Here is a 22,912-nt window from a genome sequence, read left to right as displayed (position 1 = left end):
GCCCCGCCCCATGCACCGCCCCATCGCTTCCCCCGGCCTGCCCTTCACCGACACCGTCCATGCCTGGGTGCCCCATGGCCACTTCGTGATCGAAGGAGCACCCCACGGCCCCCTGGCCGGCCTGCGCTTTGCCGCCAAGGACGTGTTCGACGTGGCCGGCCATCCCACGGGCGCGGGCAACCCCGCCTGGCTGGCCAGCCACCCGGTGCCCACACGCCATAGCGCACTGGTGCAGCAGCTGCTCGACGCCGGCGCCACGCTGTGCGGCAAGCTCGTCACCGATGAGCTGGCCTACAGCATCCACGGCCACAACCTGCACTACGGCATGCCGCTCAACAGCGCCGCACCCGAGCGCATCCCGGGCGGCTCGTCGAGCGGCTCGGTGGCGGCCGTGGCCGCGCGCCTGGTGGACTTTGCGCTGGGCACCGACACGGGTGGATCCACCCGCGTGCCGGCCAGCTACTGCGGCGTGTGGGGCCTGCGCACCACGCACGGCCAGGTGTCACGCGAGGGCCTGGTGCCCCTGCACGACAGCTTCGACACCGCGACCTGGTTCGCGCACGATGCCGGCACCTTCGAGCGTGTGGCCCAGGCACTGCTGCCTGCCACCTCCTTCGCGGCGGCGCGCGCCGTCGTGCTGCAGGACGCGGCTGCCGAGGCCGACGCCGAGGTGGCCGCACTGCTGCCCCGCGTGGGCGAAGTGCTCGCCAGGGTCCTGCCCCAGGGGCTGGGTACGACCACCGCAGCCCAGGGCAGTTCTCTGGAGGACTGGCGCCGCCACTATGTGGCCTGGGGCGCCCATGAGGCCTGGCAGGCCCATGGCGCATGGATCGCGGCCAACGCGCCCGGCTTCGAAGACGCCATTGCCGGCCGCTGGCAGGCCGCGTCAGAGGTCACGGCCGAGGCCGCCGGGGCGGCGCGCGCCGCAGGCCAGGCCGCCCGCGCCCAGGTGCGTGCGCTCGTCGGCAATGGCACGGTGCTGATCGTTCCTTCGGCCGCCAGCGTGGCACCGTTGCGCAGTGCGGGGGGTGCCGAGATCGACGCCATCCGCGCACGCACCCTGCGCATCTGCTGCATCGCCGGGCTGGCCGGGCTGCCACAGGTGAGCCTGCCGCTGGCCACGGCCGGTGGCTTGCCGGCGGGGGTGTCGCTGATCGGTCCGGCGGGCAGCGACCGGGCCCTGGTGCACCTGGCGGTGCAGGTCTGGCAGGCGCTGCAGGACGGCGCACGCTGAAGGCGCGACAATGGGGGCAACAACATCCGCCGGACTGCGCGACGACAACCCACAGGCGCTCCGGGCGAACACCATGGCCACCAAGACAACTCCCCGCACCGGCGCCAAGCCACCGCGGCCCACCACCTCGACCCAATCCCCTGCGGCAGTGCCGCCCAAGGCGGCCGCGCAACTGCAGGAAAGCGACCTGCCCGGCCTGCCGGGCCTGCGCACGGGCGACGATGTGGAAACGCGCATCTACAACACGGTGTACGAGAGCGTGATGACCCAGCGCCTGACGCCCGGCACCAAGCTGCCCGAGGCCTCGCTGTGCGAGCTGTTCGACGTGCGCCGCGCCACCGTGCGCAAGGTGCTGCAGGCGCTGGCGCACGACCACATCGTGGACCTGCGCCCCAACCGCGGCGCCATCGTGGCCGAGCCCACGCCCGAGGAGACGCGCCAGGTGTTCGAGGCGCGCCGTGCGCTCGAAGGCTCCATCGTGCGCCTGGCCACGCACCATGCGACGCCCGAGGACATCGCTTCGCTGCGCCAGCAGCTGGAGGAGGAGCACCACGCGATGCACCGCTTCACCCAACCCGCCTGGGCACGGCTGGCCAGCGCCTTCCACCTGCGGCTGGCGGAGCTGTCCCGCAACCCGGTGCTGCAGCGCTACCTGATGGAACTGGTGTCGCGCTGCTCGCTGATCGTGGCGCTCTACGAGCCGCCGGGCAAGGCCTCGTGCGAGCACGAAGAGCATGCGCGCGTGGTCGACCTCATCGCCCGGGGCGACGCCGACGGCGCAGCGCGCGAGATGGACGCGCACCTGCTGGCGCTGGAGCACAGCATCACGCTGCAACAGGAACGCAGCGACAACAACCTGGCACGCATGCTCGGGATGGCCTGAGGTCTGCGCAAGATATCCGCGGTGATCAGTGGTCGGCGGCCTGTGATCGGGCCAGGCGCTCGCTCTGCCAGTACACGTCGTCGCCACCGTCCATGCGGTTGAGCACGCGGGCCAGCACGAACATCAGGTCCGACAGGCGGTTGAGGTACTGGCGCGGCGCGTCGTTCAGGGTTTCCTCGCTGCCCAGGCCCACCACCACGCGCTCGGCGCGGCGCGCCACGGTGCGGCACACATGGGCCTGTGAAGCGGCTCGGGTACCGGCAGGCAGGATGAACTCCTGCAGCCGGGGCAGCGATGCGTTGTAGTGCGCCAGTGCTTCGTCGAGCTGCAGCACGGCCTCGGGCTTAAGCAGTTCGTAGCCCGGTATGGAGAGCTCGCCGCCCAGGTTGAACAGCTGGTGCTGCACCTGCACGAGCAGGCTGCGCACATCGTCGGGCAAGGGTTCGCACAGCAGCAGGCCGATGTGGGAGTTGAGCTCGTCCACGTCGCCCATGGCGTGGATGCGGGTGCTGTTCTTGGAGACGCGCTGGTCGTTGCCCAGTCCGGTGGTGCCGGCATCACCCGTGCGGGTGGCAATGGCGGTGAGTCGATTGCCCATGGAGACCTCCTGTGCGCAGCGTCTGCAGAAGTCCGGCAAGCTGCTTCGTTGAATGGGGGATTGCCATCGCAGGTGCAGCACACCACTCTCGACAGCCATGCGCCGCATTGTCATCCATCGCCGCACATTGGCGCATGGGCCTATGGGAAAAGAGAGGAGCAGAAACGGCCAATGCAATGCACGCCTACCATGCCCTTGAAAGGCAGGTAACACGTCATTGCATGGAAAAAAAGGTTGCGGGTAGTGCGCCACCCGCCGGGCGGGGCCGGTGGCAGGCACCCGCCCCAGGGCGAGTGCGTACCAGACCACCGGACTCATCTGCCGCCATGGCGGCGGTCACTGGACCATGGCGCGGCGGTTGGCGGCATCGATCTCGGCAGTGGAGACCAGGCCGTTCTTGGCGCTGGACTGCATGCCGGACCAGGCGTCAGCGTGGTAGCGGTCCCATTCAGCGCGCGACACCATGCCATCGCCATTGGCGTCCATCAGGCGGGCGTTGGTCTTCTTTTCGGCATTGGCAGCGGCCTTGCCGCCGGCAGCGGTGGCATCGATTTCAGGGGCGGGAGCGCCCTTGCCCATGCCGGCTGCGGGGTTGGCCACAGCGGCCGACGAGTTGGCCTTCTTGTTGTCGACCTTGTTCTGGGCCGAGGTGGCGGCTGCGCCACCCGATGCGGACGGGCTCACTTCGGCAGGGGTCTTGCCCACGCCAGCGGGCGCCTGAGCCAGTGCGGCACTGCATGCGAGAACAGCCAGGGAAGCGATGAGGGTGTGCTTGGTAGTCATGGAGAGTCCTTGTCAAAAGAAGAGCGTTGAGTGCTCTGGGTCTATTGTTCAGCCGCGCCGTGGCCGGGGCTGTAGGACTTGCGCAGGGACTGGCGTGGGACTTCAAGCGAGCGTGCGGCGTACCATGGCAAGCCATTCGGCCGGGCGTCCTACACCAAGAGTTACACCGGGCAGGCAAATGTAGGCCCAGGCAACAGCCGGCAAAATGGCTGGCTGCCCACAGCCATCTGCGGTGCAATGGTGGCCTGTTCAACTTCGGAGCTCAGCACCCATGAAGACCCCAACGACCGTGAACACCCCATCGCGTAAAGCCGCCCACCCCTTCGATGCCAGCAGCGCCCTGCTGTTTGCCGTGCTTTCCATCGGTGCTTTCACTGCGGCGTCCACCGCCCATGCGCAGAACACCACCAACAACCCACCGCTGACCGCGCCGGCCAACAGCACCCGGCCTGCGACACCGAGCCTGGGGGTGACCCCGCCCATCCCGCACAGCGCCACGACCCCATCGCCCGCCCTGGCACCCCAACTCGGCGGCACGGCCAACTCCACCCAACAGGTGCAGAACTCGCAGGCCGGCGTTGCCTTCTCGCGTGCAGACGCCAACCGCGATGGCCAGCTGAGCCCGCAGGAGGCCGTGATGCTGCCGGCCATCAGCCAGAAGTTCGAGGCCCTGGACCGCAACAAGGACAAGTTCCTGTCGCTCGAAGAGTTTGCCCTGGCCGCCAAGTCCTGATCGACCCCACCTCCCCATTCATCCCACAAGCACGCTGCGGCGTGCTTTTTTTCTGCCCGTCCAATCGTACGGATTTGCATTCGATCGTATGACTAGGCGGGAGCCGCAGACAGTGCTGTAGCACGGCAAGGCGAACCAACGACGTTAGACGGTTGAAGGCAAATCCGTATCAGTCGTGCAGCGACGAGAGGAACTGCTGCAGCTCGGGCGTCTTCGGGCTGCCGAAGAGTTCGGCCGGTGTGCCGGTCTCGTGCACGCGGCCCTTGTGCATGAAGACCACGCGGTCGCCCACCTTGCGCGCGAACGCCATCTCGTGCGTGACCATCATCAGCGTCATGCCTTCGAGCGCAAGCGACTCCACCACGCGCAGCACCTCACCCACGAGTTCGGGGTCCAGCGCCGAGGTGATCTCGTCGCACAGCAGCACCTGCGGCTCCATCGCCAGCGCACGGGCGATGGCCACGCGCTGCTGCTGGCCGCCCGAGAGCTGGTCGGGCATGGCGTCGAACTTCTCGGCCAGGCCCACGCGGGTGAGCAGCTGGCGCGCCTGCTCGGCGGCGGCCTTGGCGTCGCGCGCCTTGACCAGCGTGGGCGCCAGCATGATGTTGCGGCCCACGGAGAGGTGCGGGAACAGGTTGAAGTTCTGGAAGATCATGCCCACCTGCTGGCGCAGCGAGCGCATGGCGGTGGGGCTTTCGTGCATGAGCTTCTGGCCGTTGACGCTGAGCGCACCTTCCTGGAACACCTCCAGGCCGTTGATGCAGCGCAGCAGCGTGCTCTTGCCCGAGCCGCTCTTGCCGATGATGGCGATCACCTCGCCGCGCTGCACCTTCAGATCGATGCCCTTGAGCACCTCGTTCGTGCCGTAGGACTTGCGCAGCGCCGTGATGTCCACGATGGGGCGGCCCGGCAGCCCATCGGCAGGGGTGGCGGCAGCAGGGGTGGTGGTTTCAGTGCCGGTTGCCATGGAGTTTCCTTTCGAGGGACTGCGCCACCAGGCTCACCGGGAAGCACAGCGCAAAGTACATGAGGGCCACGCAGGCGTAGACGAGGAAGGGCTTGTAGGTGGCGTTGGAGATCATGCTGCCGGCCTTGGTCAGTTCGACGAAGCCGATCACCGAGGCCAGCGCCGTGCCCTTGATCACCTGCACCAGAAAGCCCACCGTGGGCGGCACCGCGATGCGCAGCGCCTGCGGCAGCACCACATGGCGCAGCTGCTCGCGGAAGTTGAGGGCCAGGCTCTGCGCGGCCTCCCACTGCCCCTTGGGGATGGACTCCACGCAGCCGCGCCAGATCTCGGTGAGGTAGGCGCTGGTGTAGAGCGTGAGGGCAAAGGCCGCCGCTGTCCACGGCGAGGTCTTGATGCCGAACAGCGCGATGCCGAAGTAGGCCAGGAACAGCTGCATCAAGAGCGGCGTGCCCTGGAAGACCTGCACATAGGCGCTGATGGCGCGCTGCGCACCGCGCAGCTTGGACAGGCGCAGCACCAGCAGCGCCATGCCGACGAGGCCGCCGCCGATGAAGGCGATGAGCGACAGGCTCACCGTCCAGCGCGCGGCACCGAGCAGGTTGCGCAGGATGTCCCAGATGCTGAACTCAACCATGTCGAATTACCTTCCTACGAGGAAACGCGCACCCACCCAGACCAGCAGGCGCCGGGTGAGCATGGACAGCGCCAGGTACACGATGGTGGCCACGATGAAGGCCTCGAATGCGCGGAAGGTGTTGCTCGAGATCAGGTTGGCGGCATAGCTCAGCTCGGGCGTGGAGATCTGGCCGCACACCGCCGAACCGAGCATGACGATGATGATCTGGCTCACCATCGAGGGCCACACCTTCTGCAGTGCGGGCGGCAGCACCACCCGGCGGAAGGTCTGGCCGGGGGTGAGGGCCAGGCTTGCAGCGGCCTCCACCTGGCCGCGCGGCGTGGCCTCGATGCCGGCGCGGATGATCTCGGACGAGTAGGCGCCGAGGTTGATCACCATGGCCAGCATCGACGCCAATTCGGGCGAGAGCTTGAGCCCCAGCGCCGGCAGCCCGAAGAACAGGAAGAACAGCTGCACGATGAACGGCGTGTTGCGCACCAGTTCGACGTACGCGGCCACCACCCAGCGCAGCGCCGCCGGGCGCGGGCCCAGGTTGCGCGAGCGCGCCCAGGCGCAGGCCGTGCCCAGCAGCAGCCCCAGCACCGTGCCCACGATGGTGAGCCCTATCGTCCAGGCCACGCCGCGCAGCAGCAGGGGCCACTGCGAGAACACGGCAGAGAAATCCAGTTGGATGAGCATGGTGTGCCTACCCCGCCGCGCTCATCGCGCGGCAGGCCTGTGCAAGGTGGGTGCGGAGGTGCGGTGCAGCCGGAATTACTGCGGCAGGTCGCCTGCGGGGCGGCCCAGCCACTTGCTGGACAGCTTGTCGATGTCGCCGGACTTCCTGGCCTCGGCGATGATCTCGTTCACGCGCAGGCGCAGCTTGTCCTCGCCCTTGGCCACGCCGATGAAGTTGGGGCTGTCCTTGAGCAGCAGCTTGTACTCGGTGGCCAGGCTCGGGTTCTTGACCATGATGGTGCCGGCCGTCGATGCGCTGGTGGCGATCGCCTGCGTCTGGCCCGAGACGAAGGCCGAGATGCTGGCCGCATGGTCCTCGAAGCGCTTGACGTCCACGCCGGGGGGCGCGACCTTGGCCAGCTCCTGGTCTTCCATGGCACCGCGCGTCACGGCCACCGACTTGCCCGTCAGGTCGGCAAAGCTCTTGATCGACAGGCTCTTGCTTGCGAACACGGCCTGGAAGAACGGTGCGTAGGCCGCGGTGAAGTCGATGACCTTCTCGCGCTCGGGGTTCTTGCCCAGGGTGGAGATGACGAGGTCGGCCTTCTGCGTCTGCAGGTAGGGGATGCGGTTGGCGCTGGTCACGGGGATCAGCTCGACCTTCACGCCCAGCTTGGCGGCAATGTAGTTGGCCATCTCCACGTCCAGGCCCTGGGGCTTGAGGTCGGTGCCGACGAAGCCGTAGGGCGGGTAGTCGGTGGGGATGGCGATCTTGATTTCCTTGGCCTTCTGGATGTTGTCCAGCGCGTTCTGCGCATGCGCGGCAGGGGCCAGCAGCGCGGCAGCCGACAGGCCGGCGGCGGCCAGCAGGCCCAGGGTGGAACGGCGGGTGGTGGTGGCGCGGGGGGTCATAGCAGGGCTCCTAGGTAGGTGGATGCGTCGTCGGACGGTGGGGGAACAGATTTCTTGGCGGCCGCCTTGCGCGGAGCGCGGCCCTTGACAGGCACTGCCGCCTCGGGCGCGGCAGCGCTCTTGCGCACCGGCGCCAGCGCGTCGCGCAGCTCGGCCAGCGGGTCGTGGGCCGCCTGCAGGCGCAGGGCGTCCTGCACGGTGCCGATGTGTTCGGACATCAGGGCCTCGGCGCGGGCGATATCGCCGGCCTCCAGCGCCTCGACGATGCGCACGTGGTCGGCGCAGGACTGCGCTGCGTCGTGCGAGGACTGGTAGAGCATGGCGATCAGCGTGGTGCGCGCGGTGAAGTCGCGCAGCGTGTCGGCCAGCAGGCTGTTGCCCAGGCACTCGGCCAGGCAGACGTGGAAATCGCCCAGCAGGAAGCTGCGCGCACCCACGTCGCTGCCGGCCAGGGCCGCCTTCTCGCGCTGCAGGTGGTTCTTGAGCTGGCGCACGGCCGCCTTGTCCACCGACTTGAGCTGGTGCAGCAACCCGAGCTCGATCACGCGGCGCGCCTCGAAGGCCTCGCGCGCCTCGTCCTCGGACGGCTCGATCACGTACCAGCCGCGGCGCGCGCTCACGGTGACGATGCCGCGCGTGGACAGCCGCGTGAGCGCCTCGCGCACGATGGTGCGGCTGCAATCGAACAGCATGGCCAGCTGCTGCTCGCCCAGGCGCGAGCCCGGGGCCAGCTTCTGGGCCATCACGGCTTCGATGATGCGGTTGCTGATGTCGGTGGCGGAAGTCATTGGCACCACCTTTGCAGCTTCCGTGCCAACTGGTATACAAGCAAAATGCACCAGCTTGGCGCACCAATGGGATGCACTGGCAGCGGTCGCCGCACTACGGCGGCGCACACGGCGGTCGGGTTCTCCTTGGCCCGCCCCGCGTTTGGGCACACCGCCCTAAAATGAATCCCACACCAGATTCCGCCGGAGACATGCCATGAACGCCCCCACCGCCGCCTCGCACCTGCTGCCCGAGATCCACCTGCGCGAGGTGCCCCAGGCGCTGATCGATGCGCTGCAGGCCCGCTTTGGCGACCGATGCTCGCTGGCGCAAGCGGTGCGCGAGCAGCATGGGCGCGACGAGGGCTCGCTGCAGGCGCCGCCGCCCTCGGCCGTGGTGTTTGCCGAAAGCACGCAGGACGTGTCCGATGCCGTGAAGCTGGCCAGCCAATACGAGGTGCCGGTGATCCCCTACGGCGCCGGCTCCTCGCTCGAAGGCCACCTGCTGGCCGTGCAGGGCGGCATCAGCATCGACGTGAGCCGCATGAACCAGGTGCTGAGCATCGATGCCGAGGACCTCACGGTAACGGTGCAGCCCGGCATCACGCGCAAGGGACTCAACGACGCGATCAAGGACACGGGCCTGTTCTTCCCCATCGACCCCGGTGCGGACGCCAGCATCGGCGGCATGAGCGCCACGCGCGCCAGTGGCACCAACGCCGTGCGCTACGGCACCATGCGCGAGAACGTGCTGGCACTGGAGGTGGTGACCGCCAGCGGCGAGGTCATCCGCACCGGCACCCGCGCCAAAAAGAGCAGCGCCGGCTACGACCTCACGCGGCTGATGGTGGGCAGCGAGGGCACGCTGGGCATCATGACCCAGATCACCGTGCGCCTGTACCCGCTGCCCGAAGCCGTGTCGGCGGCGATCTGCTCCTTCCCGAGCATTGAGGCGGCCGTGCGCACCACCATCCAGACCATCCAGCTCGGCGTGCCGATCGCGCGCGTGGAGCTGATCGACCACCACACCGTGCGCATGGTCAACGCACACAGCAAGCTCGGCCTGCGCGAGGAGCCCATGCTGCTGATGGAGTTCCACGGCTCGCCGTCGAGCGTGAAGGAGCAGGCCGAGACCGTGCAGGAGATCGCCAGCGAGTTCGGCGGCAACGCCTTCGAATGGGCCAGCACGCCCGAGGAACGCACGCGCCTGTGGACCGCGCGGCACAACGCCTACTTCGCTGCCGTGCAGAGCCGCCCGGGCTGCCGCGCCATCAGCACCGACACCTGCGTGCCCATCAGCCGCCTGGCGGACTGCCTGCTCGACTCGGTGGCCGAGGCCGACGCCAGCGGCATCCCCTACTTCCTCGTGGGCCATGTGGGCGACGGCAACTTCCACTTCGGCTACCTGCTGGACCCGAACATCCCCGAAGAGCGTGTGACCGCCGAGGACCTGAACCACAAGCTCGTGGCGCGCGCCCTGGCGCTGGGCGGCACCTGCACCGGCGAGCATGGCGTGGGCCTGCACAAGATGGGTTTCCTGCTCGACGAGACCGGCGCCGGCGCAGTGGACATGATGCGCGCCATCAAGCGCGCGCTGGACCCGAAGAACATCCTGAACCCGGGCAAGATCTTCGCGCTGTGAAGGCGGCCACGAGGCCGTTGCCCCGAGCGCGGCCTCGTTTGCGGGCATAAGTCACACAATCGTGCAGGGCGTGGCTTGCGTTGCGCCCGGGCTGCCGTATCGTGGCCGGTCCCCGGCCTCTTGCTTCGCCTGCCATGCACACCACCATCCGCCCCCTGGTCCTTGCCATCGCCCTCGTGGGCAGCCTGTTCTTTGGCGCCCTGTTCGCGGTGTCCCTGGCCCGGCCGACCTGGGTGGAGCACCAGGCCCGGGAGCTGATCCGCCAGCAGATCGAGCGCAAGACCGGCGAGAAGATCGCGGCGCTGGACGCACGCTTTCTCGATGGCAAGGCACGCGCCCTGCTGCATGACCGTGAGCGCGAAATCGCCGCTGTGCGCGGGGCACTCACCCACGGCCTGCCCGCACGCATCGCAGCCATCGCCGCCGAGATGGGCATCCCCGAATGCGCGTGCCGCAAGCGCTACCAGGAGCACATGGAACTGAAACTCGGCACCTTGCAGCAGATGCAAGCGCAGCTCTCGGACCTGATCCGCACGCAGTACCTGGAGACCGTTGGCCAGCTGCTGCGCGAGCTGCGCATCTTCAGCGGCGCCAATGCGCTGGCCTTTGCCCTGCTGGGCGTGGCCGCGCTGCGCCGCCCCGCCGCCCGTCTGCAGCTGTTGCCCGCTGCGGCCACCTTGCTGCTGGCCACCGCTGCCGCCAGCGCGGTCTACCTGTTCGGGCAGAACTGGCTGCACACCATTGTCTTTGGCGACTACGTGGGCTGGGCGCTGCTGGGCTATATTGCACTGGTCTATGCATGGCTGTGCGACCTGCTGTTCAACCGGGCGCAGGTGACGGCCCACCTGCTCAGCAGCGCGGGCGGCAGCGTGTCCCCGTGCTGACAGCCCAACCGCCCGCCCGACCTTCCCTCCCATGCGCATCGCCTTCGTTTCTGACATCCACGGCAACCTCGCGGCCCTCGAAGCCGTGGCGGCCGACATCGCCCGTCGCGGCGCCGACCGGGTGGTGAACCTGGGCGACAACCTCTCGGGCCCGCTGCGGCCGCGCGAGACGGCGCAGTGGCTCATGGCGTCGGACTGGCTGTCGCTGGCCGGCAACCATGAGCGCCAGGTGCTGCAGTTGCGACCCGGCCACGGCGGCGCATCGGACCAGTACGCGCACAGCCAGCTCACCGAGGCGGAGTTCGCCTGGATGCGCAGCCTCACCCACACCTTGCGCCTGGACGAGAACGTGCTGCTGTGCCATGGCTCACCGCGCAGCGACCATGAATACCTGCTCGAAACGCTGGACAGCTCCACGGTGCGCGCCGCCACCCCGACCGAGATCGACGAGCGCCTGGCGGGCCAGTACGCACCGCTGATCGCCAGCGGCCACACGCATGTGCCGCGCCAGGTGCGCCTGGGTGCCGGTGTGCTGCTGCTCAACCCCGGCAGCGTGGGCCTGCAGGCCTACGACGACGACCACCCCGTGGCCCACAAGGTGGAGAACGGCACGCCTGACGCGCGCTACGCCATCGCGGAGTTGACTGGGCGGGGCTGGGCGGTGGAGCACCACCTGGTGCCCTACGACCACGAATCCATGGCCGTGCTGGCCGATCGGAACGGTCGGCCCGGGTGGGCGCACGCCCTGCGCACCGGCCTCATGCCGGTATGAGGCCAGCCGATTTTCAGCCGTGCACCGCGCGCGAATCGTCGGGCGCCTCTGCCCGGTCGTTCATGCCATAGTCGCGCACCACCGCCGCCACGCGCAGCCGGTAGTCGGCAAACACATGGTCGCGCCCGGCCGCCTGGGTGCTGCGGTGTGCCTCCTGCTGGCGCCAGCGGGCCACGGCTTCTTCATCGCGCCAGAAGGACGGGGACAGCAGCTTGCCCGGCGTGGCCAGGCTCTCGAAGCGCTCGATGGAGACAAAGCCGTCGATCTGCGCGAGCAGGGGCTTCAAGGCCGCTGCCGCATCCAGGTAGGCGCCGCGCTGGCCGGGCGCGGGCGTCACCTCGAAGACCACGGCCATCATGGCGTGGACTCCTGCGCATGGGCTGGCAGGCCCAGCGTGCCTTCCACCCCTTGGGTAAACGTGCGCTCCTCGCGCAGGATGAAGCGCTTTTCCTGCGCGAAGGCAAAGTTGGCACGGCCCTCGGCATCGGTGCGCAGGCGCGCGCGGTAGGCCTCGTAGGCGGCCAGCGAGTCGAAGCCGATCAGGCCCCAGGCCTCGCAGTTGCTGCCCTCGTGCGGCAGGAAGTAGCCCAGCAGGTGGCCGCCGCAGCGCGGGATGATCTGGCCCCAGCGCCGCGCGTACTCGGCAAAGCTGTCGCGCTGGAAGGGGTCGATCTCGTAGCGGATGAAACAGGTGATCATGGTGACTGCAACCTCTTGTGGAAACAGGCTTCACGATAGGCGCTTGACCGCCCCGGATGCTTCGCCCACCATCGAAGCGTCATGACCCAAATCGCCCTGCCGCCCCTGCCCTCCGCATGAAGACCCTGCTCCTGTTCATCGCCACCGCGCTGGCCGAGATCGTGGGCTGCTACCTGCCTTACCTGTGGCTCAAACAAGGCAAGCCCATGTGGCTGCTGCTGCCCGCGGCCGCCAGCCTGGCGCTGTTCGCCTGGCTGCTGACCCTGCACGACACGGCGGCCGCCGGCCGCGTGTATGCCGCCTATGGCGGCGTCTACATCGGCGTGGCGCTGGCCTGGCTCTGGGCCGTGGACCAGATCCGACCCACGGCCTGGGACATTGCCGGAGTGGCCGTCGCCCTGTGCGGCATGGCCATCATCATGTTCCAACCAGCGCGCTGAGCTCCTACTCGCCAGCTTTCGGCTTGGTCGTCTTGGCGGCGGCTTTGGGCCGCACATGGGCCGAGCGCGGGCTGCGCAGGGTGTCGGCGTCCAGGATCAGCCGGCCCTGGATGCGCCCCTTCATGCGCTTGACGCTGCTGGCGGCGTCCTGCATGTGGCGCGCCATCAGCGTGCGCACGGTTTCCACGTCGCGCGCGCGCGCGGCCTGCACGATCTCGCGGTGGAAGTTGGCGTTGACCTCGCCAAAGCGCCGGTGCTCGGCCTTGGGCGTGCGGTTGCCGTAGACGATGAGCTGGCGCAGCATTTCGTTGATCAGCTCGCAGTTGAAGCGCAAGAAGGGGTTCGGGTTGGCCGCGGCCAGGATGTCGTGGAAGTTCACGTCCTCGCGCCGCTGGCTGAGCATGTCCTCGCTGCTCGACGCCGGGTCGCAGCAGGCGATGGAATGCTCCAGCGCCTCGAAGTCGGCCTCGGTCAGGTGCGGCACGGCGCCGGCGGCCAGCTCGGGCTCCAGGAACTGGCGCACGGCGTAGATGTTGTCGATGGTCACTTCCTGGAAGAACAGGTAGTTCTGCATGAACTGCAGGGTGCGGTCCAGCGGCACCTCGGCGATGGTGCCGCCGCCCGAGGGGCCGGTGGAGATGGTCACCAGCCCCTGCACCTCCAGCGACTTCAGGGCCTCGCGGATGGTGCCCTTGCTGACCTCGAACTGCGCCTGCAGCTCGCTCTCGCGCGGCAGGCGGTCGCCCGGGCTCAGGTTCTTCTCGGTGATCAGGCGCTTGATTTCCTGCGCCACCAGGTCGGGGCGCTTGAGGGCTTTGAGCGGCTTCTGTGCGGACGGTTTGGTTGGCATGGATGGGATTGTCGTTGGTCGGTCGGCAGCCACGGCGGTGCATCCGCGCGGCGAAGTACCGCCCATGGTGCAGTGTATGCACCGCATGGGGGCGGCGGTAGGGATGCAGGGTTTCCACGCACGGTGTTTATTCTATTTATCACTATAAATAGCAGAAATGAGCGCAAACGACGCTCTGCAGCGATGGCACGCCATGTGCTTTGCACAAGCCGTGCCCCGCTTTCGGCCACCCGGCCTCAACCCCTCCACAGGAGCCCCCATGCACCGTCGCCATCTCTTGCAACTCTCTGCCCTGGGCGCACTGCCCGCATCGCTGGGCCTGGCCGGCAGCGCCTGGGCGCAGGCCAGCGGCGCCATCCAGTTCGGCTGCCCGGTGCCCATGTCGGGTGCGTTCGCGGCCAACGGCAAGTTCGCGGACCTGGGCATGAAGCTGGCCATCGAGCAGTACGGCACGGTCCTCAAGCGCCCCCTGGCCTACACGGTGCTGGACACCGAAGGCAAGCCCGCCACGGCCGTGCGCAAGGTGCAGGAGTCCTCGCAGCAGCAGGGCACGCGCTTCTTCGCGGGCGGCATCCTGTCGTCCGAATCGCTGGCCATGGGCAAGGAGGCTGAGAAGGCCGGCGGCATCTTCATCACCACCGCCGGCGCCGACGAGATCACCGGCAAGGACTGCAATGCCGCCACCTTCCGCTGGTCGGTGCCCACCTTCGGCGCCATCGAGCAGACGGTGCGCCCCCTGGCCGAGGCCTTGCCCAAGGCCAAGCGCTGGTACACCATCACGCCGCAGTACGTGTTCGGCGACGGCCTGCTGTCGGCCGCCAAGAACATCTTCAAGGAAAAGGGCCTGGAGCACGTGGGCAACAGCTACCACTCGCTGACCGAGAAGGAGTTCAGCGGCTACCTGACCAATGCCATGGCCGCCAAGCCCGACGTGCTGGTGCTGCTCAACTTCGGCTCGCAGTCGTCCGACGCGCTGCGCCAGGCCGTGAGCTTCGGCATGCACAAGAACATGACCATCCTGGTGGCCTGGGCCTCGGGGCTGGAGCAGTTCGAGTCGCTGGGCGCCGACCTGTGCGAGGGCGTGTACTTTGGCGCGCAGTACTGGCACACGGCCAATGCCCCGCTCAACCTGGACCTGGTCAAGCGCAGCAACGACAAGTTCAAGTCCAACCCCAACTACAGCCTGGCGGGCTCGTACATCTGCACCAAGCTCATGATCGACGGCATCATCAAGGCCGGCACGGTGGAGCCCAAGGCGGTGATCGCCGCCATGGAAGGCATGAAGTACCAGGGCCTGACGGGTGATGAAGAGATCCGCAAGGGCGACCACCAGGTGCTCAAGAACTACTACCTGCTCAAGGGCAAGGCCAAGGCGAAGATGGCCAACAAGGACGACTACGTGGACGTGGTCAGTTCGGGCAAGTCCTTCCTGCCCCTCGACCAGACCGGCTGCAAGCTCGCCTGATACGGATTTGCGTTCGACCAGCTAACGTCGTTGGAGAGCCTTGCCGTGCTAGCGCACGGCCTGCGGCTCACTGCCTAGTTATCTGGCCGAGCGCAAATCCGCGAGAACGCCAAAGTTCCTGGCCGCCCTCGCCATTGAAGCCACCTCTTTGCGGGCCGTGCCTGCGCGCCGCAAGTCCATCCCCCCTCTCACCTCGCCCATGAACATCTACCTGCTACAGGCCATCAACGGGATCGGCATCGGCATGCTGTACTTCCTGCTGGCGGTCGGCCTGTCCATCGTGTTCGGCCTGCTGCGCTTCGTGAACTTCGCGCACGGGGCCTTCTACCTGCTGGGCGCCTACTTCTGCTTCCAGATGACGCGCTGGGGGCTGAGCTTCTGGCTGGCCCTGGCCGTGGTGCCCGTGCTCGTGGGCGCGCTGGGCTGGCTCACCGAGAAGCTCGTGCTGCGCCATGTGTACGCCAAGCCGCACGAGTTCCACATCCTCGTCACCGTGGGCCTGGCCCTGGCCATCCAGGAGCTGGTGATCCTGCAGTGGGGCCCGCTGGGCGACAGCGTGCCGGTGCCCGACCTGCTGCAGGGCGTGGTCATGTGGGGCGGCATCGTCTACCCCAAGTACCGCCTGTTCGTGATCGGCTTCACCGCGGTGCTGGCCGTGGGCCTGTGGTACGTGCTCGAAGGCACGCGCCTGGGCAGCGCGGTGCGCGCGGGCAGCGAGTCGACCGAGATGGTGTCGCTGCTCGGGATCAACGTGTTCCGCATCTTCAGCCTGGTGTTCGCGCTGGGCGCGGCCACCGCGGCGATTGCCGGCGTGCTCGCCGCCCCGATGCGCGGGGCCGAGCCCTTCATGGGCATCGAGGCGCTGGGCGTGGCCTTCATCGTGGTGGTGGTCGGGGGCATGGGCAGCTTTGCCGGCGCGCTGATCGGCGGCCTGCTGATCGGCATCGTGCAGAGCGTGATGAGCACCGTGTGGCCCGAGGGGGCGCGGCTGATGATCTACATCGCCATGGCCGCCGTGCTGCTGCTGCGCCCGCATGGCCTGCTGGGCCGCAAAGGATGAACCCCACCATGACGACACTTCTGCGCAAAAATTTCCACCTGCTGCTGGCCCTGGCCGTGGTGCTGGTGATGCCGCTGACCATGCAATCGGGCTCGCTGGCCAGCGAGGTGCTGATCTATGGCCTGGCCGCCATGGGCTGCAACCTGCTGCTGGGCCACACCGGGCTGCTGTCCTTCGGGCAGGGCATCTTCTTCGGGCTGGGCAGCTACACCATTGCCCTCACGCTCACGCGCTGGCCCCTGCCCATGCCGCTGGCCCTGGCGCTCGCCGTGGTGATGGGCGCGCTGGGTGCGGCCATCGTCGGCTGGGTGGCCATCCGCCAGCGTGGCACCTACTTCGTGATGCTGACCCTGGCCTTCGCGCAGATGTTCTACTTTCTCGCCTACTCCATGCCCGGCATCACGGGCGGCGACAACGGGCTGATGGACATTCCGCGCCCCTCGCTGGCCGTGGGCGGCTTCACGCTGTGGCCGCTGGTCTCGCCCTGGCAGTACTACGGCTTCGTGGCCACGGTGTTCCTGGTGGCCTTCTGGCTGCTGCAGAAGGTGTCGGCATCGGTCTTCGGGCGCACGCTGCTGGCGGTGCGCGACAACGAGGAGCGCGCAGGCGCCATCGGCTACAACCTGCGCCTGCTCAAGCTGCAGGCCTTCGTGATCTCGGGCGCGGTGACCGGCCTGGCCGGCGCGCTGCACGCGATGATGACCGGCATCGCCCCGCTGGCCAATGCCGAATACCACACCAGCGAGATGATCCTGGTGATGACGGTGATCGGCGGCACGGGCAACCTGCTGGCCTCGCTGCTGGGCTCGGCCTTCTACCTGCTGCTGGGCGACTGGCTGTCCACCCTGTGGCCGCGCTGGCTGCTGATCCTGGGCGTGGTGCTGATGGTGGTGAGCCTGGGTATGCAGCGCGGCCTGTGGGGCCTGGGCGAGTCGGCCTGGAACCTGCTGCGCGGCAAGGGCCGCGCTGGCAAGGCCGACGCCAGCACGCAAGGAGGCCAGGCATGAACACCGCAGCCTCTCCAATCCTGCTCGAAGCCGTGGGCGTGGAAAAGCGCTACGACAAGTTCGCAGCCCTCGCGGGCGTGGACCTCAAGGTGCGCGCCAATACGGTCCATTCGGTCATCGGCCCCAACGGCGCCGGCAAGACCACGCTGTTCCACATGCTCACGGGCACCAAGGCCGTGAGCGGCGGGCGCATCGTGTTCGACGGGCACGACGTGACACACGAGCCCGACCACAAGCGCGTGCAGCGCGGCATGGCGCGCTCGTTCCAGGTGACGAGCCTGTTCCTGACCCTGCCCGTGCGCGAGAACCTGCGCCTGGCGGCCCAGGGCACGGCACCGCGCCATGCACTCAACTGCTGGCATGCGCCCCAGGGTGCGCGCTCGCAGGCCGAGGTGGTGGCCAGCGTATTGGCCCGCCTGGGCCTGGAGCGCCATGCCGACACGCCGGTGGGCAACCTCTCGCACGGCCAGCAGCGCCGGTTGGAGGTGGGCATGGCGCTGGCGGCGCGGCCCAAGGCGATCTTCCTGGACGAGCCGACCTCGGGCATGGGCATCGACGACCTCGACGACATGAAGCGGCTGATCCAGGGCCTCAAGGACGAGCACACCGTGGTACTGATCGAGCACAACATGAACATCGTGATGGACATCTCCGACACCGTGACGGTGATGCAGCAGGGCCGCGTGCTGGCCGAAGGGCATCCGCACGCGATCCGCAGCGACGACCGGGTGCGCAGCGCCTACCTGGGCAACATGATCACGGGGGGCAAGGCGGCATGACGATCCTCGACATCCAGGGCTTGCACGCCCACTACGGCAAGAGCCATGTGCTGCAGGGCGTGGACCTGCGCGTGGGCGACGGCGAGCTGGTCACCCTGCTCGGGCGCAACGGCGCGGGCAAGACCACCACGCTCAAGAGCATCTGCGGGGTGGTGCCACCCACCCAGGGCCGCGTGCGCTTTGCGGGCGAGGAGGTGCAAGGCCTGGCCACGCACGCCATCGCCCAGCGCGGCGTGTGCCTGGTGCCCGAGCACCGCGGCATCTTCAAGCTGCTCACGGTGGAAGAGAACCTGCTGCTGGGCCAGCGCAAGCGCTCGCCCTGGCAGTTGCCGGACGTCTACCGCATCTTTCCGCGCCTCAAGGAGCGGCGCGGCAACGGCGGCGGTCAGTTGTCGGGCGGCGAGCAGCAGATGCTGGCCATCGGCCGGGCGCTCATGAATGCGCCGCGCCTGTTGATGCTGGACGAGCCCGTGGAAGGCCTGGCGCCCGTGATCGTCGAGGAGATCGTGGTGCAGCTCAAGACCATCAAGGCCGCCGGCGTGGCCATCCTGCTGGTAGAGCAGAACCTGGAGGTCTGCACCCAGTTGGCCGACCGGCACTACGTGATCGAACAGGGCGCCATCGTGCATGAGGCAGACAACGCCGCCTTCCTGGCCGACGACGCCATCAAGGACCGCTACCTCGGCGTGGGCCTCGCGTAGCGCCCCGCCCCATTTTTCAGGAATCTCTTACCGTGAACATGATGACCAACTCCTCTGCCCTGCTGCCGCGCGTGAACGGCGCGCGCCTGTGGCAATCGCTGATGGACCTGGCGCAGATCGGCGCCACGCCCAAGGGCGGCGTGTGCCGCCTGGCCCTGACCGCGCTGGACGGCGAAGGCCGCGACCTGTTCGTGCGCTGGGCGCGCGAGGCCGGCTGCAGCGTGCGCGTGGATGCCATCGGCAATATCTTCGCGCGCCGCGCGGGGCGCAACGATGCCCTGCCCCCGGTGATGACCGGCAGCCACATCGACACCCAGCCCACGGGCGGCAAGTTCGACGGCAACTATGGCGTGCTGGCCGGTATCGAGGTGGTGCGCACCCTGAACGACCACGGTATCGTGACCGAAGCCCCCATCGAGGTGGCCGTGTGGACCAATGAGGAAGGCTCGCGCTTCGTGCCGGTGATGATGGGCTCGGGCGTTTTCGCCGGCGCCTTCACGCTCGACCATGCGCTGGCCCAGCGCGACGCGCAGGGCACCAGTGTGGCCGAGGCACTGGCCGCCATCGGCTATGCCGGCGAAAGCGGCCCCACGCCGCCCGTGGGCGCGTATTTCGAGGCGCACATCGAGCAGGGCCCGGTGCTGGAGGCCAATGGCTGCGTGATCGGCGTGGTGCAGGGTGCCCTGGGCCAGCGCTGGTACGACGTGACGGTGCAGGGCATGGAGGCGCATGCCGGCCCCACGCCCATGGCGCTGCGCCGCGATGCGCTGCTCGCCGCCAGCACGCTGGTGGCCGAGGTCAACCGCATCGCATTCGATCACGCGCCGCATGCCCGCGGCACGGTGGGCGTGCTGGAGGTGTTCCCGAGTTCGCGCAACGTGATCCCCGGCAGCGTGCGCATGACGGTGGACCTGCGCGCCGCCGACGACGCCGTGCTGCTGCAGATGGACGCCGCGTTGCGCGCCGCCTGCGAGCGCATCGGCACGGCCCACCGCACACCCATCGCGGTGGAGCAGGTGGTGTACTTCCCGCCGCAGCCATTTGCGCCCGCGCTGGTGGCGGGCGTGCGCAGCGACGCGCAGGCCCTGGGCTACACCGCCATGGACGTGGTCAGCGGTGCCGGGCACGACGCCGTTTACCTGGCACGGCTGGCACCCACGGCCATGGTCTTCGTGCCCTGCGCCGACGGCATCAGCCACAACGAGATCGAGGACGCCGAGCCCGAGCACCTGGAGGCCGGCTGCAACGTATTGCTGCAGGCCATGCTGCGCAGCGCCCAGGTGGTGGCCGCATGAAGATCCTCATCGCCCGCCTGAACCACGAGACCAACACCTTCTCGCCCGTGCCCACGCCGCTGGAGGCGTTTTCGCCCACCTACGGCGAAGATGCCCTGCGCGACAACCTGGGCATGCGCACGGCCATGGCAGCCTTCATCGACCTGGCCCGGGGCCTGGGCGCCACGCTGGTCACGCCGGTGTCGGCCACCTCCAACCCCAGCGGCCCGGTGCATGCCGCTGCCTACGACGAACTGACCCGCCGCATCGTGGAGGCAGCGCCGGGCTGCGATGCCATCCTGCTCGACCTGCATGGCGCCATGGTGGCCGAGAACAGCCCCGACGGCGAGGGCGACCTGCTCGAACGCGTGCGCGCTGCGGCGCCCGGCGTGCCCATTGGCGTAGCGCTGGACCTGCACGGCAACATCACGCCCAAGATGGTCGCCAACGCCGATGTGATGGTGGGCTTCAAGACCTACCCGCACATCGACATGTACGAGACCGGCGAACACGCGGGCCGCCTGCTGCTGGCCATGTTGCAGGGCCAGGCACGCTACAGCGTGCGCTGGCACCAGCTGCCCATGATGGGCCACACCCTGCGCAGCACCACGCTGCAGGGCGCCATGCTGCGCGCGGTGGACGCAGCGCGTGCGGCCGAGGCCGGGGGCGTACACGCCGTCTCGGTGTTCGCGGGGTTCTCGCTGGCCGACATCGAGACCCCGTTCATGAGCGTGGTCGTCACCGGCCGCGCCGACGCGCCCGAAGCCGCCCAGGCCGCAGCCGACCGCATTGCCGCCACCATCTGGCAGGAACGCGCCGAGTTCGTCTACGACAGCGAGCCGCTGGTGCAGTCGCTGCAGCGCGCACAGACGCTGGCGCAGGGCGCTGAGCGCCCGGTGCTGCTGCTGGACCACAGCGACAACTGCATGTCCGGCGGCACCTGCGACTCCATGGATGTCTTGCAGGCCGCGCTCGCCGAGGGCCTGTCGGACATCGCCGTGGGCCCGCTGTGCGACCCCGAGGCGGTGGCCGAGCTCGTGGCGGCCGGCGTGGGCGCGCAGCGCACCGTGTACCTGGGCAACAAGGTGCCGCTCACCCAGCTCAATGTGGCCAAGGAGCCCGTGGCGCTGACCGGCACGGTGCGCACCATCAGCGACGGCGAGTACACCGTGACCGGCCCCATCTACACCGGGCAACGCTGCGCCATGGGACGCACCGTGCTGTTCGACACCGGTGCCGCGCAGATCGTGGTGACCGAAAAGACCCATGAGCCCTGGGACCTGGGCGTGTTCTCGTGCGTGGGGGTGGACCCCACGGCGCACCGCTTCGTGCTGCTCAAGTCGCGCATGTACTGCCGCCCGGTGTTCGTGCCACTGTCGCACGCGCTGGTCGAATGCGACAGCCCCACGGGCGTGACCAGCTCCAACTACGCACTGTTCCCGTTCAAGAACGTGCGCCGGCCGGTGTTCCCGCTCGACGCGGTTTGATGGAACACCGGGGGCACAGGTCAGTTCACCTTGATTAAACGCCAGTCGATGCGATTGTCGGGGCGCTGCACCAGCTCGACGTTCTTCTTCATCGCCCAGGCCAGCATCTGGTTGTGCAGGGGGATGTTGGCCACCGTGTCGTTCTGCAGCTGCAGGCCTTCGGTCAGCAGGCGGTTGCGCACAGGCTGGTCGATCTCGGTCTTCACGCGGTCCACGACGTAGTCCATGCGCTCGTTGCTGTAGCGGCCCAGGTTGTAGTTGCCGTCGCCGCCCGTGGTCTTGGTGCGCGTGAGCGACTGCAGGGTGTACAGCGCGTCGAAGGTCGGCACACCCCAGCTGAGCAGCGCGATGCTGGCCTCATGCCGCTGGGCCATGGGGTAGTAGGTCACGGACGGCAGGGTGCGCAGCTTGGCCTTGACGCCCACGCGTGCCCACATCGAGGTGATGGCCTGGCACAGGTTCTCGTCCTGGATGATGGCGTTGTTGCTGCAAGCAAAGTCGACCTCGAAGCCGTCCTTGTAACCCGCATCGGCCAGCAGCGCCTTGGCGGCACTGGCGTCGTAGGGCAGGCGCTTGTCCACGCCCTCCGTCCAGCCGTTGACCAGCGGCGAAACCATGGCCCCCGTGGGCTTGGACATGCCGCGCATGGTCACGCGCTGCAGCGCGGCCACGTCGATGGCCTGGTACAGCGCCTTGCGCACGCGCAGATCCTTGAGCGGGTTTTTGCCCTTGATGCTGCTGCCTGGCAGCTCGTCGCGGAACTGGTCCAGGGCCAGGTAGACGGTGCGGTTCTCGACCATCTCCATGACCTTGATGCTGGGGTTGGCCCTGAGCCGCTCCAGGTCCTGCAGGCCGGTGTCGCGCACCATGTCCACTTCGCCCGAGAGCAGGGCCGCGATGCGCGTGGCCTCGGACTTGATGGGCGTGTAGACGATCTCGGTGACGTTGCCCTCGCTCTTGCCGGCGTTCCACCACTGCGGGTTGGCGGCAAACACCAGCTTCTGGTCGGGCACCCACTCCTTGAGCACGAAGGGCCCGGTGCCCATGGCATTGCGGTGCGAGAAGGTCTCGTCCTTGGACTTGATGTCCTTGGGCTCGACGGCGTTGTTCTTCTCGGACCAGGCCTTGCTCATCACGCGCAGCTCGGTCAGCTGGTTGAGCAGCACCGGGTTGGGGTTCTTCAGAAAGATATCGATGGTCTCGCCGTCCACCTTGGCGATGCGGTCCATGCCCTGGGTGTAGATGGCGTAGGTGGAGCTCTTGCTCATCGCGCGCTGCAGCGAAAACACCACGTCGTCCGCGGACATGGTGGAGCCGTCGCTGAACTTCACGCCCTGGCGCAGCTTCACGCGCAGCTGCGTGGGGCTGACCTGCTGCCAGGACGTGGCCAAGAGCGGCTCGACCTTGAGCGTGCGGCTATTGAACATCACCAGCGACTCGTACACCGCGGCATGGATGCCGTTGCCCAGGGCGCTGTTCTGGGAGTGGATGTCCATGGTCTGGATGTCGGTGGACCCGGCCCACTTGAACGGTTTTGCCGATGCGTGGGGGGCGATGGCTGCCAGGGCCAGGGTGGCGGCCGCGAGCAGGGAGTGCTTGAAGTGCATGGGGGTTTCCTTTGCAAAACAGGAATGGTTGTAAGAACGTGTTTACGATCTTTTCGGGACCGCGCAAGTAC

25 protein-coding genes are annotated in these 22,912 nt (G+C 68.2%); 14 read left to right on the top strand and 11 right to left on the bottom strand.

Annotation, left to right across the window (positions count from 1 at the left end):
* Window positions 1–10: 10 nt before the first annotated feature.
* Both AC0IZS_RS09420 and AC0IZS_RS09415 read left to right on the top strand, forming a co-directional pair.
* Entirely contained in the window at window positions 11–1,234 is a 1,224-nt protein-coding gene (locus AC0IZS_RS09420) for an amidase (RefSeq protein ID WP_471635400.1), read from the top strand.
* A 73-nt stretch (window positions 1,235–1,307) separates the two neighbouring features.
* Window positions 1,308–2,117, top strand: coding sequence for a GntR family transcriptional regulator (locus tag AC0IZS_RS09415; protein WP_471635399.1), 810 nt, complete (start codon window positions 1,308–1,310; stop codon window positions 2,115–2,117).
* A gap of 25 nt (window positions 2,118–2,142) precedes the next feature.
* Here the strand turns inward: AC0IZS_RS09415 and AC0IZS_RS09410 are convergent, their stop codons facing one another.
* A complete protein-coding gene (locus AC0IZS_RS09410) occupies window positions 2,143–2,715 on the bottom strand; it encodes a cob(I)yrinic acid a,c-diamide adenosyltransferase (protein ID WP_471635398.1) in 573 nt (190 codons plus the stop codon).
* Between the two features lie 336 nt (window positions 2,716–3,051).
* Window positions 3,052–3,498 carry a hypothetical protein gene (locus AC0IZS_RS09405; protein ID WP_471635397.1) on the bottom strand — a complete coding sequence of 149 codons (447 nt, stop codon included), beginning with the start codon at window positions 3,496–3,498 and terminating at the stop codon, window positions 3,052–3,054.
* 271 nt (window positions 3,499–3,769) lie between these two features.
* Here AC0IZS_RS09405 and AC0IZS_RS09400 point away from each other — a divergent pair, with 271 nt between their 5' ends.
* Window positions 3,770–4,231, top strand: coding sequence for an EF-hand domain-containing protein (locus tag AC0IZS_RS09400; protein ID WP_471635396.1), 462 nt, complete (start codon window positions 3,770–3,772; stop codon window positions 4,229–4,231).
* A 169-nt stretch (window positions 4,232–4,400) separates the two neighbouring features.
* Here the strand turns inward: AC0IZS_RS09400 and AC0IZS_RS09395 are convergent, their stop codons facing one another.
* The 5 genes from AC0IZS_RS09395 to AC0IZS_RS09375 form a co-directional block, all read right to left on the bottom strand.
* Window positions 4,401–5,198, bottom strand: a complete 798-nt coding sequence (locus AC0IZS_RS09395) for an amino acid ABC transporter ATP-binding protein (protein ID WP_471635395.1) — start codon at window positions 5,196–5,198, stop codon at window positions 4,401–4,403.
* Window positions 5,182–5,835, bottom strand: a complete 654-nt coding sequence (locus AC0IZS_RS09390) for an amino acid ABC transporter permease (RefSeq protein WP_057200340.1) — start codon at window positions 5,833–5,835, stop codon at window positions 5,182–5,184. Before AC0IZS_RS09390 ends, AC0IZS_RS09395 begins: the two co-directional genes overlap by 17 nt.
* A 6-nt stretch (window positions 5,836–5,841) precedes the next feature.
* Complete coding sequence (locus tag AC0IZS_RS09385; protein WP_471635394.1) at window positions 5,842–6,516, bottom strand: amino acid ABC transporter permease; 675 nt, start codon at window positions 6,514–6,516, stop codon at window positions 5,842–5,844.
* Window positions 6,517–6,591: 75 nt separating this feature from the next.
* Window positions 6,592–7,407 carry a transporter substrate-binding domain-containing protein gene (locus AC0IZS_RS09380; protein WP_471635393.1) on the bottom strand — a complete coding sequence of 272 codons (816 nt, stop codon included), beginning with the start codon at window positions 7,405–7,407 and terminating at the stop codon, window positions 6,592–6,594.
* Window positions 7,404–8,195, bottom strand: a complete 792-nt coding sequence (locus AC0IZS_RS09375) for a GntR family transcriptional regulator (protein ID WP_471635392.1) — start codon at window positions 8,193–8,195, stop codon at window positions 7,404–7,406. Before AC0IZS_RS09375 ends, AC0IZS_RS09380 begins: the two co-directional genes overlap by 4 nt.
* Window positions 8,196–8,391: 196 nt before the next feature.
* Between AC0IZS_RS09375 and AC0IZS_RS09370 the strand changes: the two genes are divergently transcribed.
* From AC0IZS_RS09370 to AC0IZS_RS09360, 3 genes are all read left to right on the top strand, one after another.
* A complete protein-coding gene (locus tag AC0IZS_RS09370) occupies window positions 8,392–9,816 on the top strand; it encodes an FAD-binding oxidoreductase (RefSeq protein ID WP_471635391.1) in 1,425 nt (474 codons plus the stop codon).
* A 134-nt stretch (window positions 9,817–9,950) separates the two neighbouring features.
* Window positions 9,951–10,700 (top strand): hypothetical protein, encoded by a 750-nt coding sequence (locus AC0IZS_RS09365; protein WP_471635390.1) that lies wholly within the window; start codon window positions 9,951–9,953, stop codon window positions 10,698–10,700.
* Window positions 10,701–10,731: 31 nt separating this feature from the next.
* Entirely contained in the window at window positions 10,732–11,472 is a 741-nt protein-coding gene (locus tag AC0IZS_RS09360; protein WP_471635389.1) for a metallophosphoesterase family protein, read from the top strand.
* 13 nt (window positions 11,473–11,485) lie between these two features.
* Here AC0IZS_RS09360 and AC0IZS_RS09355 read toward each other — a convergent pair whose 3' ends face one another.
* Both AC0IZS_RS09355 and AC0IZS_RS09350 read right to left on the bottom strand, forming a co-directional pair.
* Window positions 11,486–11,830 (bottom strand): antibiotic biosynthesis monooxygenase family protein, encoded by a 345-nt coding sequence (locus tag AC0IZS_RS09355; protein WP_471635388.1) that lies wholly within the window; start codon window positions 11,828–11,830, stop codon window positions 11,486–11,488.
* The gene (locus AC0IZS_RS09350; RefSeq protein ID WP_471635387.1) at window positions 11,827–12,171 is read right to left on the bottom strand and encodes an NIPSNAP family protein; all 345 of its coding nucleotides are present in this window, start codon (window positions 12,169–12,171) and stop codon (window positions 11,827–11,829) included. Before AC0IZS_RS09350 ends, AC0IZS_RS09355 begins: the two co-directional genes overlap by 4 nt.
* Window positions 12,172–12,287: 116 nt before the next feature.
* Between AC0IZS_RS09350 and AC0IZS_RS09345 the strand changes: the two genes are divergently transcribed.
* On the top strand, window positions 12,288–12,611 hold the full coding sequence (locus AC0IZS_RS09345) for a YnfA family protein (protein ID WP_057266802.1): 324 nt from the start codon (window positions 12,288–12,290) through the stop codon (window positions 12,609–12,611).
* A gap of 4 nt (window positions 12,612–12,615) precedes the next feature.
* On the opposite strand, the gene AC0IZS_RS09340 is transcribed toward AC0IZS_RS09345, so the two are convergent.
* Window positions 12,616–13,461 (bottom strand): FadR/GntR family transcriptional regulator, encoded by an 846-nt coding sequence (locus AC0IZS_RS09340; protein ID WP_471635386.1) that lies wholly within the window; start codon window positions 13,459–13,461, stop codon window positions 12,616–12,618.
* A gap of 259 nt (window positions 13,462–13,720) precedes the next feature.
* Between AC0IZS_RS09340 and AC0IZS_RS09335 the strand changes: the two genes are divergently transcribed.
* The 7 genes from AC0IZS_RS09335 (at window position 13,721) to AC0IZS_RS09305 (ending at window position 21,234) form a co-directional block, all read left to right on the top strand.
* Entirely contained in the window at window positions 13,721–14,926 is a 1,206-nt protein-coding gene (locus AC0IZS_RS09335) for an ABC transporter substrate-binding protein (RefSeq protein ID WP_471635385.1), read from the top strand.
* Between the two features lie 199 nt (window positions 14,927–15,125).
* A complete protein-coding gene (locus AC0IZS_RS09330; RefSeq protein WP_057266805.1) occupies window positions 15,126–15,986 on the top strand; it encodes a branched-chain amino acid ABC transporter permease in 861 nt (286 codons plus the stop codon).
* Between the two features lie 8 nt (window positions 15,987–15,994).
* Complete coding sequence (locus tag AC0IZS_RS09325) at window positions 15,995–16,993, top strand: branched-chain amino acid ABC transporter permease (RefSeq protein ID WP_471635384.1); 999 nt, start codon at window positions 15,995–15,997, stop codon at window positions 16,991–16,993.
* Complete coding sequence (locus tag AC0IZS_RS09320) at window positions 16,990–17,772, top strand: ABC transporter ATP-binding protein (protein ID WP_471635383.1); 783 nt, start codon at window positions 16,990–16,992, stop codon at window positions 17,770–17,772. Before AC0IZS_RS09325 ends, AC0IZS_RS09320 begins: the two co-directional genes overlap by 4 nt.
* On the top strand, window positions 17,769–18,473 hold the full coding sequence (locus AC0IZS_RS09315) for an ABC transporter ATP-binding protein (protein WP_471635382.1): 705 nt from the start codon (window positions 17,769–17,771) through the stop codon (window positions 18,471–18,473). Before AC0IZS_RS09320 ends, AC0IZS_RS09315 begins: the two co-directional genes overlap by 4 nt.
* Window positions 18,474–18,514: 41 nt before the next feature.
* Window positions 18,515–19,768, top strand: coding sequence for a Zn-dependent hydrolase (locus AC0IZS_RS09310; protein WP_471635381.1), 1,254 nt, complete (start codon window positions 18,515–18,517; stop codon window positions 19,766–19,768).
* Entirely contained in the window at window positions 19,765–21,234 is a 1,470-nt protein-coding gene (locus AC0IZS_RS09305; RefSeq protein WP_471635380.1) for a M81 family metallopeptidase, read from the top strand. Before AC0IZS_RS09310 ends, AC0IZS_RS09305 begins: the two co-directional genes overlap by 4 nt.
* A 20-nt stretch (window positions 21,235–21,254) precedes the next feature.
* Here the strand turns inward: AC0IZS_RS09305 and AC0IZS_RS09300 are convergent, their stop codons facing one another.
* Window positions 21,255–22,841: an ABC transporter substrate-binding protein gene (locus AC0IZS_RS09300; protein WP_471635379.1), complete on the bottom strand. Its 1,587-nt coding sequence runs from the start codon at window positions 22,839–22,841 to the stop codon at window positions 21,255–21,257.
* Between the last annotated feature and the right edge of the window lie 71 nt (window positions 22,842–22,912).

It is taken from the genome of Acidovorax sp. AC410 (assembly GCF_979253235.1).
This window is presented reverse-complemented; position numbering and strand designations above follow the sequence as displayed.

Excerpts from the sequence above, each read along its gene's own strand:
- AC0IZS_RS09420 (WP_471635400.1), top strand. The coding sequence starts at position 11 with ATGCACCGCCCCATCGCTTCCCCCGGCCTGCCCTTCACCGACACCGTC.
- AC0IZS_RS09415 (WP_471635399.1), top strand. The coding sequence starts at position 1,308 with ATGGCCACCAAGACAACTCCCCGCACCGGCGCCAAGCCACCGCGGCCC.
- AC0IZS_RS09410 (WP_471635398.1), bottom strand. The coding sequence starts at position 2,715 with ATGGGCAATCGACTCACCGCCATTGCCACCCGCACGGGTGATGCCGGC.
- AC0IZS_RS09405 (WP_471635397.1), bottom strand. The coding sequence starts at position 3,498 with ATGACTACCAAGCACACCCTCATCGCTTCCCTGGCTGTTCTCGCATGC.
- AC0IZS_RS09400 (WP_471635396.1), top strand. The coding sequence starts at position 3,770 with ATGAAGACCCCAACGACCGTGAACACCCCATCGCGTAAAGCCGCCCAC.
- AC0IZS_RS09395 (WP_471635395.1), bottom strand. The coding sequence starts at position 5,198 with ATGGCAACCGGCACTGAAACCACCACCCCTGCTGCCGCCACCCCTGCC.
- AC0IZS_RS09390 (WP_057200340.1), bottom strand. The coding sequence starts at position 5,835 with ATGGTTGAGTTCAGCATCTGGGACATCCTGCGCAACCTGCTCGGTGCC.
- AC0IZS_RS09385 (WP_471635394.1), bottom strand. The coding sequence starts at position 6,516 with ATGCTCATCCAACTGGATTTCTCTGCCGTGTTCTCGCAGTGGCCCCTG.
- AC0IZS_RS09380 (WP_471635393.1), bottom strand. The coding sequence starts at position 7,407 with ATGACCCCCCGCGCCACCACCACCCGCCGTTCCACCCTGGGCCTGCTG.
- AC0IZS_RS09375 (WP_471635392.1), bottom strand. The coding sequence starts at position 8,195 with ATGACTTCCGCCACCGACATCAGCAACCGCATCATCGAAGCCGTGATG.
- AC0IZS_RS09370 (WP_471635391.1), top strand. The coding sequence starts at position 8,392 with ATGAACGCCCCCACCGCCGCCTCGCACCTGCTGCCCGAGATCCACCTG.
- AC0IZS_RS09365 (WP_471635390.1), top strand. The coding sequence starts at position 9,951 with ATGCACACCACCATCCGCCCCCTGGTCCTTGCCATCGCCCTCGTGGGC.
- AC0IZS_RS09360 (WP_471635389.1), top strand. The coding sequence starts at position 10,732 with ATGCGCATCGCCTTCGTTTCTGACATCCACGGCAACCTCGCGGCCCTC.
- AC0IZS_RS09355 (WP_471635388.1), bottom strand. The coding sequence starts at position 11,830 with ATGATGGCCGTGGTCTTCGAGGTGACGCCCGCGCCCGGCCAGCGCGGC.
- AC0IZS_RS09350 (WP_471635387.1), bottom strand. The coding sequence starts at position 12,171 with ATGATCACCTGTTTCATCCGCTACGAGATCGACCCCTTCCAGCGCGAC.
- AC0IZS_RS09345 (WP_057266802.1), top strand. The coding sequence starts at position 12,288 with ATGAAGACCCTGCTCCTGTTCATCGCCACCGCGCTGGCCGAGATCGTG.
- AC0IZS_RS09340 (WP_471635386.1), bottom strand. The coding sequence starts at position 13,461 with ATGCCAACCAAACCGTCCGCACAGAAGCCGCTCAAAGCCCTCAAGCGC.
- AC0IZS_RS09335 (WP_471635385.1), top strand. The coding sequence starts at position 13,721 with ATGCACCGTCGCCATCTCTTGCAACTCTCTGCCCTGGGCGCACTGCCC.
- AC0IZS_RS09330 (WP_057266805.1), top strand. The coding sequence starts at position 15,126 with ATGAACATCTACCTGCTACAGGCCATCAACGGGATCGGCATCGGCATG.
- AC0IZS_RS09325 (WP_471635384.1), top strand. The coding sequence starts at position 15,995 with ATGACGACACTTCTGCGCAAAAATTTCCACCTGCTGCTGGCCCTGGCC.
- AC0IZS_RS09320 (WP_471635383.1), top strand. The coding sequence starts at position 16,990 with ATGAACACCGCAGCCTCTCCAATCCTGCTCGAAGCCGTGGGCGTGGAA.
- AC0IZS_RS09315 (WP_471635382.1), top strand. The coding sequence starts at position 17,769 with ATGACGATCCTCGACATCCAGGGCTTGCACGCCCACTACGGCAAGAGC.
- AC0IZS_RS09310 (WP_471635381.1), top strand. The coding sequence starts at position 18,515 with ATGACCAACTCCTCTGCCCTGCTGCCGCGCGTGAACGGCGCGCGCCTG.
- AC0IZS_RS09305 (WP_471635380.1), top strand. The coding sequence starts at position 19,765 with ATGAAGATCCTCATCGCCCGCCTGAACCACGAGACCAACACCTTCTCG.
- AC0IZS_RS09300 (WP_471635379.1), bottom strand. The coding sequence starts at position 22,841 with ATGCACTTCAAGCACTCCCTGCTCGCGGCCGCCACCCTGGCCCTGGCA.